This window comes from Streptococcus oralis subsp. dentisani, assembly GCF_003944205.1.
Lineage (GTDB): Bacteria > Bacillota > Bacilli > Lactobacillales > Streptococcaceae > Streptococcus > Streptococcus oralis_BH.
Genome location: NZ_RJPH01000008.1, coordinates 41,231 through 53,898 on the forward strand (window position 1 = coordinate 41,231; position 12,668 = coordinate 53,898).

At 44.0% G+C, this 12,668-nt stretch carries 11 protein-coding genes; all 11 read right to left on the bottom strand.

Annotated elements, in window-relative coordinates; translation table 11 throughout:
• Window positions 1-7: 7 nt before the first annotated feature.
• Window positions 8-2,224 carry a RelA/SpoT family protein gene (locus D8805_RS06605; protein ID WP_125416338.1) on the bottom strand — a complete coding sequence of 739 codons (2,217 nt, stop codon included), beginning with the start codon at window positions 2,222-2,224 and terminating at the stop codon, window positions 8-10.
• 146 nt (window positions 2,225-2,370) lie between these two features.
• A complete protein-coding gene (locus D8805_RS06610; RefSeq protein ID WP_000229941.1) occupies window positions 2,371-3,501 on the bottom strand; it encodes an ABC transporter ATP-binding protein in 1,131 nt (376 codons plus the stop codon).
• 114 nt (window positions 3,502-3,615) lie between these two features.
• On the bottom strand, window positions 3,616-4,485 hold the full coding sequence (locus D8805_RS06615) for a helix-turn-helix domain-containing protein (RefSeq protein ID WP_125416340.1): 870 nt from the start codon (window positions 4,483-4,485) through the stop codon (window positions 3,616-3,618).
• Window positions 4,486-4,487: 2 nt separating this feature from the next.
• Complete coding sequence (locus tag D8805_RS06620; protein ID WP_125416342.1) at window positions 4,488-4,874, bottom strand: Mini-ribonuclease 3; 387 nt, start codon at window positions 4,872-4,874, stop codon at window positions 4,488-4,490.
• Entirely contained in the window at window positions 4,867-6,210 is a 1,344-nt protein-coding gene (gene cysS, locus D8805_RS06625; RefSeq protein WP_125416344.1) for a cysteine--tRNA ligase, read from the bottom strand. Before cysS ends, D8805_RS06620 begins: the two co-directional genes overlap by 8 nt.
• 17 nt (window positions 6,211-6,227) lie before the next feature.
• A complete protein-coding gene (locus tag D8805_RS06630; protein ID WP_125416346.1) occupies window positions 6,228-6,749 on the bottom strand; it encodes a dihydrofolate reductase family protein in 522 nt (173 codons plus the stop codon).
• A gap of 8 nt (window positions 6,750-6,757) precedes the next feature.
• Window positions 6,758-7,522 carry a nucleoside phosphorylase gene (locus D8805_RS06635; protein WP_125416349.1) on the bottom strand — a complete coding sequence of 255 codons (765 nt, stop codon included), beginning with the start codon at window positions 7,520-7,522 and terminating at the stop codon, window positions 6,758-6,760.
• 4 nt (window positions 7,523-7,526) lie between these two features.
• Window positions 7,527-8,393 (bottom strand): GNAT family N-acetyltransferase, encoded by an 867-nt coding sequence (locus D8805_RS06640; RefSeq protein WP_125416351.1) that lies wholly within the window; start codon window positions 8,391-8,393, stop codon window positions 7,527-7,529.
• A gap of 11 nt (window positions 8,394-8,404) precedes the next feature.
• Window positions 8,405-9,022 carry a serine O-acetyltransferase gene (gene cysE, locus D8805_RS06645; protein ID WP_125416353.1) on the bottom strand — a complete coding sequence of 206 codons (618 nt, stop codon included), beginning with the start codon at window positions 9,020-9,022 and terminating at the stop codon, window positions 8,405-8,407.
• 15 nt (window positions 9,023-9,037) lie between these two features.
• Window positions 9,038-11,251, bottom strand: a complete 2,214-nt coding sequence (pnp, locus tag D8805_RS06650) for a polyribonucleotide nucleotidyltransferase (RefSeq protein ID WP_125416355.1) — start codon at window positions 11,249-11,251, stop codon at window positions 9,038-9,040.
• Between the two features lie 466 nt (window positions 11,252-11,717).
• On the bottom strand, window positions 11,718-12,584 hold the full coding sequence (gene metF, locus D8805_RS06655) for a methylenetetrahydrofolate reductase [NAD(P)H] (RefSeq protein WP_125416403.1): 867 nt from the start codon (window positions 12,582-12,584) through the stop codon (window positions 11,718-11,720).
• Window positions 12,585-12,668 lie beyond the last annotated feature (84 nt).

Genomic DNA, 12,668 nt, shown 5'->3' on the forward strand with positions numbered 1-12,668 from the left:
GGGAGAATTAGCCATTGGTCCGTTTGACAGAGTAGACCTCTGGCACACTCTTAATCTTATCCACGACTGTGGTCAGTGTAGAGAGGTTGGAAATACCAAAGGAGACATGGATATTGGCAAATTTCATATCCTTAGTTGGTTGGGCATTAACGGTTGAGATATTCTTGGTCGTGTTGGAAAGAACTTGTAGAACATCATTTAAGAGACCTGTACGGTTGAGGCCGTAGATATCAATGTGGGCAATATATTCCTTGCTTGAGAATTGATCTTCCCATTCCACATCAAGGAGACGTTGCTCGTAGTTTTCTTGGGCGCGAAGGTTCATACAGTCCACGCGGTGAATGGCCACACCACGCCCCTTGGTAATGTAGCCGACAATATCGTCACCAGGCACGGGATTACAACACTTAGCAATCCGAACCAAGAGACCTGAGGCTCCCTCAATAATGACACCGCCCTCATGCTTAACCTTGAGCTTCTCCTTATTCTCAACCTTAACTTCGCCACCTTTGACAAGCTCTTCTGCTTCCGCCTTGGCCTTGGCACGTTCTTCCTCACGGCGTTCCTTTTCGGTCAAACGGTTAAAGACGGTAATAGCGCCAATTTCTCCAAAACCAATAGCTGCATAGAGGGCCTCCTCTGTCTTGTAGCTGGTCTTTTGAAGGACCTCGTCCATGTGACGCTTGTCCATGAATTTATTGGCCACATAACCGTTTTCTTGGAACTGGGCCATCAGCATCTCACGGCCCTTGTTAACAGATAATTCCTTGTCTTGATTTTTAAAGAACTGGCGAATCTTGTTGCGCGCCTTGCTGGTCTTGACCATGTTGAGCCAGTCACGACTCGGTCCAAAGGAGTTGGGGTTGGTTATAATTTCAACCTGATCCCCTGTCTTGAGCTTGGTTGTTAGTGGAACCATACGGCCATTGACCTTAGCACCGGTCGCTTTTTCACCGACTTTGGTATGAATTTCATAGGCAAAGTCAATCGGTCCTGAATCTTTTGGAAGGGAGCGGACCGCACCATCTGGGGTAAAAACGTAAATCTCCTCCGCCAGATAGTTTTCTTTAACAGAGTCCACAAATTCCTTGGCATCATCAGCCTGGTCTTGGAGCTCCATCATCTCCTTGATCCAGTTCATCCCAATAGCAGATTCCTTGCTGTTGACCTGCCCTTTAATGCCTTTCTTATAGGCCCAGTGAGCTGCTACCCCGTACTCAGCCACTTCGTGCATTTCCTTGGTCCGAATCTGGAATTCAATCGGCCCTTTTGGTCCATAAACGGTCGTATGGATAGACTGGTATCCATTGGCCTTACGATTAGCGATATAGTCTTTGAAGCGGCCTGGCATGGGTTTCCAAAGTTCATGCACATAACCCAGCATGGCATAGACATCACTCTGGGTATCTAAGATACAGCGAATGGCAATCAGGTCATAAATCTCCTCAAAGCGTTTCTTCTTATCCTGCATCTTGCGATAGATAGAATAGATATGCTTAGGACGACCATAGATTTTCCCTTTGAGATTGCGTTCGGTAGCATAGTCCTCCAACTTGGTTACGACTTCATCGACCAAAGCCTCACGTTCTCTGCGTTTCTCCTTCATCATGTGAGTAATCTTGTAAAACTCAGTTGGATTGAGGTAACGGAAAGATAAATCTTCCAACTCCCACTTGACACTGGAAATCCCTAGACGATGAGCTAGTGGTGCGTAAATTTCCATGGTTTCTCTGGAGATACGTTCTTGCTTGTCCTTTCGCAGGTGTTTGAGAGTCCGCATATTGTGCAAACGGTCCGATAGTTTGACCAAAATAACACGGATATCTTCAGACATGGCCATGAGCATCTTGCGGTGATTTTCAGCCAATTGTTCCTCGAGTGATTTGTACTCAACCTTACCAAGCTTGGTCACTCCATCAACGATAATCCGAACATCATGACCAAACTCACGCTCCAAATCATCCAGTGTCGCATCTGTGTCCTCAACTACATCATGCAAAAAACCACAGGCAACAGTTACGGCATCCAGTTTGAGCTTAGCCAGAATTCCTGCCACTTGGATAGGATGGATAATATAGGGCTCACCTGATTTTCGGTATTGACCACTATGACAATCAACTGCGTAAATCAATGCTTTTTGTACAAAAGCAACGTCTTCCTTTGTTAAATATTCTCTCGTTAAAGCGACTACCTGATCGCCCGTCAAATTCACTTCTTTCGGCATCTATACTCTCCAATTCTTCCTACCATTTTATCACTTTTTTAAGAATATTAAAACTAGAAAAGCCTGTTTTCATGCCTAGCCTCTGCATTTAAAAGGAAAAAGCACTGCAAGAGAAACTCTGCAGTGCTTTACTGTTTTTATTTATCTTAGTAAACTGTTTTTTCAGTTTCTACGTCGAAGAAGTGTGCTTTGTTCAAGTCAAATCCAAGTTCAACTGTTGCACCTGTTTGCAAGTAGTCACGAGCATCCACTTTTGCAACAAATTCGTCTTTACCGACTTGGCAGTAAAGGTGAGATTCTGAACCAAGCAATTCTGATACAGAGATCGTAGCTTTGACAACTGATTCTGGGAATGTTTCAAGGAAAGCGGGTTCTGCATTCACGTCTTCTGGACGGATACCGAAGATCAATTCTTTTCCTTCATAGCCTTTTTCACGAAGAACTTTCAAAGCTCCTTCTGGAACTTTCAAGCGGAAACCGTCAGAAACAATTTCACCACCAACCAATTTCACGTTGATGAAGTTCATAGCTGGGCTTCCAATAAATCCTGCTACGAATTTGTTAACTGGGTTTTTGTAAACTTCTTGAGGAGTACCGATTTGTTCTACACGTCCGATAGTACCTGTACCAGCAGGGTTCTTAGTTGCTGACATGATAACGATACGGTCTGCAAGTGTCATCGCTTCTGTTTGGTCGTGGGTTACGTAGATAGTTGTAGCTCCAATACGACGGTGGATTTTCGCAATTTCAGCACGCATTGATACACGAAGTTTGGCATCCAAGTTTGACAAAGGCTCGTCCATCAAGAACACTTTTGCATCACGGACAATCGCACGACCCATGGCAACACGTTGACGTTGACCACCTGAAAGGTCAGCAGGTTTACGATCCAAGAATTCTTTCAAACCAAGAATTGCTGCTGCTTCTTGAACACGTTTATCGATGTCTTCTTTGCTGTATTTACGCAATTTCAAACCGAAAGCCATGTTGTCATAAACAGTCATGTGTGGGTAAAGAGCGTAGTTTTGGAATACCATGGCGATGTCACGGTCTTTTGGTGCTACGTCGTTGACAACCACGCCATCGATAGATGCAGTACCTTCTGTGATGTCTTCAAGACCAGCGATCATACGAAGAGTTGTTGATTTACCACATCCTGAAGGACCTACGAAAACGATAAATTCCTTGTCTTTGATGTCCAAGTTGAAGTCTTCAACTGAATAATGTTCGCTGTTTGGATATTTTTTGTAAATATTTTTAAGATTTAATTCTACCATGGAAGGTGAACTCCTTTTATTTTTTGATAGTTTTATTATAAATGAAAACGCTTTACATTTCTATGGCAAGATGACCAAAAAAACAAAAAAGTTCTGTGCAACTTGCACAAAACTTTAGAGAATATCTGGTAAAATCAATTGATAACACAGGGTCAAGTCGGCCAACTCCTTCAACTGAAGCCCTGTCAATTCTTCCCATTTATCAATCTTGTATTGGAGAGAATTGCGGTGCAGATAGAGTTGCTGGGCTGTTTTAGTTAGGACAGCACTATTTTCCCAGAGAGAAAGGATAATTTCCTGAATCTGATCCTGATCCAAAATCATCTGGTGTAGGTATTCTTTAATGACTCTCAGGTCCACAAGTCTTTCTCCCATACTCCAAAGATAGAGCTGGGAAAAAGTATGAACACCTTGATGTCCTTGACGCCACCAAGTCTTAAACAAGTCCCGCTCTGCTTGGATTAAATCTGACAGAGCCTGATATCCAGTCTGTGACCAGACCTGCCCCAACATGATAGATAGACGAAGACCAAAATCATACTCTACTGCCTCAATCGTATCGGATAAGATTGAGCGAACAGAGCTGTATTTATCTTGCTGGAGAACAAAAACATAGTCCTGAACTCCGACCTGCAACACTGTCTGGCAGTTAGGAAAGAGGGTCTGCATCATATCCAGCCAAGAGGCTAGATTTTCCTGTTGGTAATAGGATAGATGGCAATAAACCAGTTGTATCTTTTTAAAAGTTTGAGGCGCCTGCCCCTTTCCCTCAATCAGATAGGAATACCAAGGATTGAGCGAACGAGCCTGCTCCTGCTGGGTTAAAAGGGCAATTAACTGCTTTTCACGTTCAGTGAGATTGGTCTCCTCCAGTAAAATCCACTGCTGAGAGGCTAAAGGGAGAGTTAGATAGCCTGGTTTCTCTACTGGCTGATCTGAAATCTGAGCTTCAGGAAACCAGTCTTGTAGTTCTTTAGCAAGCATTTCTACTCCTCCACTTTTTGGATACACCAAGAAATTAAGGTCTCTAGCCGCTCCAGATTTTCAGTCAGATGGAGATACCCCATCACCGCCTCAAAGCCAGTAGACATGCGGTAGGTCACCACATCAGCATTTTTAGCCTTTGTGTGACTATTGGTATTGCGACCACGTTTGTAGATTTCTTCTTCTTTTTCCGTCAGGACTTGCTCCTCCAACATAAGGGCAATCAAGCGCGCCTGAGCCTTGGCTGACACATACTTAGTCGCCTCTTGGTGGAGTTTATTGGGCTTGGTCATGCCTTTGAGGATGAGATGGCGACGAATATACATGGAGTAAACTGCATCTCCCTCAAAAGCCAGCGCTATCCCGTTAATGAGGTTGACATCAATCACGAGTCCACCTCACTCCATCCTTGGTGTCAAGGAGCTTAATTCCTTGAGCCGCCAATTGGTCACGGATTTGGTCCGCTGTCGCAAAGTCACGATTGGCACGCGCCTCTTGACGTTTTTGGATCAAGGCCTCAATGTCTGCATCTAGAACTTCTTCTATAAAGACAATACCAAAAACTTCTAAGAGCTTGGCCAAGGCTGCCTTTACTTCAGCGGTGTAGTTACCAGAGTTGATCCACTTGGCCATTTCAAAGACAACTGTGATGCCGTTGGCAGAGTTGAAATCCTCATCCATAGCGGCTACAAACTTATCTTTAAAGGCTTGTAACTCTTGGACATCAACACTCCCAGTAAATGGCTGCTCATAAGTGTTCTTCAGATACTTGAGATTAGTCTCCGCATCACGCACTGCTTTTTCGGTAAAGTTGATAGGCTTACGGTAATGCTGAGTCGCAAAGAAGAATCGAAGCACTTGGCCATCAAGAGTTTTGAGGGCATCATGGACTGTGATAAAGTTGCCCAAGGACTTAGACATCTTGACATTGTCGATGTTGACAAAACCATTGTGCATCCAGTAGTTGGCGAAAGTCTTGCCTGTTTTGGCTTCTGACTGGGCAATTTCATTGGTGTGATGCGGAAACTCCAGATCGGCTCCCCCACCGTGGATATCAATGGTATCGCCCAAAATCTCTGTCGACATGACCGAACACTCGATATGCCAACCCGGACGACCAGGTCCCCAAGGACTATCCCAAGAAATCTCGCCTGGTTTTGCAGCTTTCCAAAGGGCAAAGTCCACAGGATTTTCCTTGCGAGCTGTTTCTTCATCGGTACGACCTGAAGCACCCAGCTCCAAATCTTCCAAGGTTTTATTAGCCAATTTAGCATAGTTGTGGGATTTTTCCACACGGAAGTAAACATCCCCTTGACTCTCATAAGCATAGCCTTTTTCAATTAAGTCTTCCACAAAACGAATGATATCAGCCATAAACTCCACTACACGCGGATGGCGAGTCGCAGGTTTGACGCCTAAAGCTGTCACATCCTCACGAAAGGCAGCGATGTACTTGTCCGCAACCTCCTGAGGCGTGATGCCTTCTTCCTTGGCACGGTTGATAATCTTATCATCCACATCTGTGAAATTGGAAATATAGGCAACCTCATAACCACGGTATTCAAAGTAGCGACGAATGGTATCAAAAGCCACTGTTGAACGGGCATTCCCCACGTGGATATAGTTGTATACCGTAGGCCCACAAACATACATCTTGATCTTGCCGTCCTCGATTGGGACAAATTCTCGCAAATCACGAGACATGGTGTCGTAAATTTTAATCATGCGGTCCACTCCCTTCTCTATTTCTGACTTTTTCGGCTGAAAACCAGCTCTGCAAAAGGACCAAATTGTCTGAGGCTATCCAGTTGATAAAAGCGCTGCCCTTCCTCTTGGGTAAAGAGGGGAACCCCCTTTCCTAGGATAAGGGGCGCTATCTGAATAATGAGGTGGTCGAAAAGATCCGCATCCAAGAGCGGTCCTACTAAGGAATTACCACCAATCACAAAGACATTTTTGCCTTTGTCAATCTGGCGAACAAAGTCCACCACATCCCCAGCTACTGGCTGGTAATTGCTGACAGGCAGGTTTCTATCATGCGTAAAGACATAGTTTTCCGTAGCTTGATAAAAACTTTCTACATCTTGCAAATCTTGGATTTCCTCAAAGGTCCGCTTGCTCATGATGGTGATATCCATTTGCCTGTAAAAATCATCATAGCCTGTATCCTCTACAGAACCAAGCTGATGCAGCCAGTCTATCCTGTGCTGGCTGTCTGCCAAGTAGCCATCCATGGTGATACAGCCGTAAAAATATACTGCCATTCTTGTAGTTACCTTTCTAGTTCCTTTGCTATTGTCAAAGCGATAGTGAAAAAAGTCATGGCATCAGCTGTCCGATCTTCATGGCGGGCATCCCAGGTTCGGTTATGATGATCCACATAGTCAGCTGTGTAGAAGAATTGATAGACCTTGGTCTTGCGAAATTGGCTCCAAGCCATGATAGCTGAAGCTTCCATGTCCACCACTTGGGCACCGGCAGCCAAGCGACGCTTGATCTTATCAGGCGTTTCCCGATAAAAGGCATCAGTCGTCCAAGACTTGGTGCGGATATGCTCGATGCAAGATTTGTTCAAGGCTCCTTCCATAGTTAAGAGCAAAGTTTCATCATAAGCTATCTCATCACTTGGAGGAGCGTAATGGTAACTTGTACCTTCATCACGTAGAGCTGAACTTGGTAGGATAATCTTATCTGCCTGAATAGACTGATCTAGAACTCCGCAAGAACCCAAAACAATAAAGTTCTTAAATCCTCTTGCTTTGAGTTCTTCTAAGAGACCTACAACCATTGGGGCTCCAATCGTAGCTATAGCAACTGCTACCTTTCTCCCATCTTTTTCATAGATATACCATGGAAGTCTGCCATTTAGATTGGTTAGATAGCCACCTTCGTAAATATCTTCAAACTGCTTTACTCGTTCAACGATTTCTCCATTAAAAGATAAAATAATCGTGTCACAGATTTCTCCACCACCACGAATACTTCGATCAGTTGGTTCGATAACAGCAGGTACATTTTCGAATTCTTCTAATAGCATTTTTCTACTCTTTCTCATTCAGATAAACTACCTGTGTCTGTTTGACAAAGCCGATTTTTTCATACAAGCGCTTGGCACCTACGTTGCTGTCCTCTACTGCAATCTGAAATTCCTTATCATTTTGCTCAATCAGTTGGTTGATAAGAGATTTTACGAAGTAGCTTCCATAGCCTTTTCCACGTTCAGGTTCCGATATTACCAAACCATAGAGGTAATTTGTATTAGTCGATAAATCTACCGTACAAGTTCCAATAACCTGACCGTCTTTTAATAAAATATATAGACGACTTTCTGGATCCTTCAGAGCTTCGGCGACATATCTATCCACAACTTCTCTCAATTCATGCTCCTCTGAAAATGCCTGAAATTTTAACTGGCTAATTTGCTCCTGATATGAACTATCTGCTAACAAAACTTCAAGATTGGAAAGTTTTGTTAACGGATAAGGTCTTCTATCCTTACCTAACCAGGTTTCTGTATCTTCATCCTCGACCAATCCCCAGTTGCTGACAAAATCAGGATGACGCTCTAGAAAAATACGTTCTGTCTGAAAAGTAACTGAACGAATAGGGAAAGAAGCCGTTTCTTTCTCAAAACTCGTAAACAAAGCACGCGCAATTCCCTGACGGCGATGATTTGGATGAACCAGTATCGTCACTTCCACATCTTGGTCATCAGCATAGACAGTTAATAGACCAACAAGTTCGCCTTTTTCATAATAAAGGAAAAAGGCGGGCATGTTTGGGTCAAAATTAAGCATGTTAGAAAGATAGGGATCACGATAAGTTCCATCATAGGCTTGGCAACAGTCAATTAGTTTTTTCGCTTCAAATAACTCTTCTTGGCTCAACTTATTTCTTGCTTGAATCATATAGGTATCCTCTACAACCCCGACGATCTGTGACTGGCTTCTTTAGCCTGCTCGAGTTTATTGACGTAGTACTCTCGTTTTTCTTCGACTTCGTGGATGATAGGCTCATCCTTCTGTCCATGAACGCGGACGATCTTAGCCGGAATACCGACAACTGTTACATCACTAGGTACATCTGCCACGACAACTGCTGCTGCACCGACTTTGGCATTTTCACCGATTTCTACTGGCCCGATAACTTGGGCATGGGCCGATATGAGAGCTCCTTTACGCACAGTCGGATGGCGTTTGCCACAGTCTTTCCCTGTCCCACCGAGAGTCACTCCGTGATAGAGAAGAACGCCTTTTTCAACAATCGCCGTCTCTCCAATCACCAGACCTGAACCATGGTCGATAAAAACACCTGAGTCAATCTGGGCACCCGGATGAATCTCGATTTGGGTCCAAAAGCGCCAAAACTGACTGTGCATCCGAGCCAGGAGTTTGAAGCCGTGCTTCCAGAGAAAATGCGAGAGACGGTGAGCCGCTAAGGCCTTGACACCTGGATAAGTCAGTAGAACCTCCAAAGTGGTGCGCGCCGCTGGATCATTTTCTTTTACAATATCAATGGTTTCGCGCCACCATCCCATACATTTCTCCTTTTCTTATTCTGAGTCTTTTGGTTTGTGCGTAAATTCTTTCTTAGGTTTGTGGTCCTTGTGATGACGTGGACGGTGAGGACGTTCAGACTTTTCACCTTTTTCATCGTGTTCTGGTTTTGGTGGACGAGGAAGAAGAGCCTTCATAGAAGCATCAACACGTCCTTTTTCATCAATCTTGATGACCTTAACATCTACTTCATCACCAATGGCTACCAAATCTTCTACATTGTTCGTACGAGTCCAAGCCATTTCAGAAATGTGCACAAGTGCATCTGTCTTATCAAAGAGGTTGACAAAGGCACCAAATTTCTCGATACGAACAACCTTAGCATGGTAAACTTCATCCACTTTGGCTTCACGAACCAAACCAGCGATGATTTCTTTGGTACGGTTAATGGCATCTTGATCGCTTGAGTAGATAGATACATTACCTTCTTCATCAATATCAATCTTAACGCCTGTTTCAGCGATAATCTTGTCAATAGTTTCGCCACCCTTACCGATGACAATCTTGATTTTGTCCACATCAATCTTGATGGTATCAATTTTTGGAGCAGTTGGAGCCAATTCTGGACGAACTTCTGGAATGGTTGCTTCAATCACATCAAGGATTTCAAAACGAGCTTTCTTAGCTTGAGCAAGAGCTTCTGTCAAGATTTCTGCAGTGATTCCTTGGATCTTGATATCCATTTGAAGGGCTGTAATCCCCTCACGAGTACCTGCAACCTTGAAGTCCATATCGCCAAAGTGGTCTTCCAAACCTTGGATATCTGTCAATACTGTATAGTTATTTCCATCTGAGATGAGACCCATGGCAATACCCGCTACTGGCGCCTTGATTGGCACACCACCAGCCATAAGGGCAAGAGTTCCCGCACAGATAGATGCTTGAGATGAAGAACCATTTGATTCCAAGACCTCAGCCACCAAGCGGATAGCGTATGGGAATTCTTCCAAACTTGGCAATACTTGAGCAAGAGCACGTTCCCCGAGAGCACCGTGACCGATCTCACGACGACCTGGCGCACCATAACGACCAGTTTCCCCGACAGAGTATTGAGGGAAGTTATAGTGGTGCATAAAGCGTTTTTTGTACTCTGGATCCAAACCATCGATGATTTGAGTTTCTCCCATCGGAGCCAAGGTCAAAACTGAAAGGGCCTGAGTTTGTCCACGAGTAAAGAGACCGGAACCATGCACACGAGGAAGGAAGTCAACTTGCGCATCCAAAGGACGAATTTCATCGACCTTACGACCGTCAGGACGCACCTTGTCTTCTGTGATTAAACGGCGCACTTCAGCGTGTTCCATTTGTTCCAAGATTTCAGCCACATCACGCATGATACGGTCAAATTCTTCGTGGTCTGCATATTTTTCTTCGTAAACTGCAGTCACTTGATCCTTAACTGCTTGAGTTGCAGCTTCACGAGCCAATTTTTCTTCTACTTGAACCGCTTTTTGGAGGTCGCTGTTGTAGGCTGCAATGATTTCAGCCTGCAAGTCCGCATCTACGTGAAGCAATTCCACTTCTGCTTTTTCTTTACCGACAGCAGCAACAATTTCTTCTTGGAAGGCAATCAATTCTTTGACTGCTTCGTGCCCTTTGAGAAGAGCTTCCAACATAATTTCTTCTGACAATTCTTTGGCACCAGACTCAACCATGTTGATAGCGTGCTTAGTACCTGCTACTGTCAATTCAAGAAGCGATTGCTCTGCTTGTTCTTGAGTAGGGTTGATGATGATTTGACCATCGACATAGCCCACTTGTACCCCAGCAATAGGTCCGTCAAATGGAATATCTGAAATAGAAAGCGCCAAGGATGAACCAAACATAGCAGCCATAGGTGCAGATGCATTTTCATCATAAGAAAGGACGGTGTTGATTACTTGCACTTCGTTACGGAAACCTTCCGCAAACATAGGGCGGATTGGACGGTCAATCAAACGCGCTGTCAAAGTCGCATCTGTCGAAGGACGTCCTTCACGTTTCATAAAGCCACCAGGAAACTTCCCAGCTGCATACATTTTTTCTTCGTAGTTGACTTGGAGTGGGAAGAAATCCCCAGTTGCCATCTTCTTAGACATCACGGCTGCAGTCAGTACAGTTGACTCACCGTAACGCACGACAACAGAGCTATTTGCTTGCTTAGCAACCTGGCCAGTCTCTACGATTAACTCACGACCCGCAAAAGTCGTTTGAAACACTTGTTTTGTCATTTTAATCCCCTTTGGATTGATGAAATTATACGCCTTGCCTACAAAAATCAGGATACAAAGGGCGCAAAGAATCCCGTATGAAAATAGGAGATTGACGCAGTGTGCGATGCACACCAGGAAATCTATCTTTTTCACTAGGGATTTAGCCCGTGTTCAACTACCTAAATACCTTGAAAAGTTTAAAAATATTATTCTTTAGCATTTGTATCTTTTATAGCATAGCAGATTTGAATAGCTAAGAATCTGTTTATACCCTCATCTTTGTATCAAGTACGTACAGAGTCTATTTTATCATATTTTTCTTAAAAAGTGCGGGCTTTTCTATTAAAAAGGAACCATTCCCCCATGAAAAGAGGAATGGTTTGTTGTTTATTTTATTTAGCAAATTCTTTGGCTCTCGCAACTGTCATTTTTTATTTAAAAGCAAGTGAATGACAAGCTGTCGTCTCAGTGCTAAAAGAATCGATTATCCTAAAGACTGATGATTAAACAAGGCATGGGTTGCTTGGTGGATGTGTTTTGCTGTTTCAGCATTGTTCATGGTGTAGAGATGCACACCCGCAACATCCTGGGTTACCAAGTCCACGATTTGATCCACTGCGTAGGCAAGTCCTGCTGCTCTGAGTGACTCTGGGTCATGCTCATACTTGTCCAAGATAGCCTTGAATTTTCGTGGAAGGTGGATATTCTCACAAGTCTTCAAGAGACGAAGCGCTTGGTTACGGTTCAGAATTGGCATAATCCCCGCATGAATGGGAACATCAATCCCTGCCAAGGTACACTTATCTTGGAAATCATAGAAGCGCTCATTGTCAAAGAAAAGCTGCGTTACAAGACTTGAACAGCCTGCATCCACTTTCTTCTTGAGATTTTGAATATCCGAGATCTGGTTTGGCGAGTCAGGGTGTCCCTCTGGGTAGCAAGCGCCAACAATATCAAAGTGAGGGGCTTGTTCCTTGATGAACTCGATCAAGTCCGTTGCATAGCGGAAATCCTTTTGAGGCTCCACATCAGGGATAATATCTCCACGTAGGGCCAAGATTTTCTGTACCCCAACCTTGTCCAAGTCCGCAATGGTTTCAGCAACTTTGTCCTTGGTCAGATAGATAGCTGGCAAGTGGGCAATAGTTGGAATCGCCAAGTCATTCTGGATAAAGTCAGCCAAACGAACCGTTGTTTCCTTGATATTAAATTTATTATTGCTAGCAGTCACACTGATAAAGTGCGGTGTCAGCTCCCGCATATCCTGCAAGGCTGAAATAATTTTATCATTACCCACAGCTGGGTTTGGAGGGAACACTTCAAATGAAAGTGACGGCGTTTGGCGTGACATAGTCATTATCCTTTTCTTTTTGATTTCATGATTGCTGAGCCAGCTAGGCCAAGCAGTTCCTTGATCAGTCAGTGTCACAAGAGA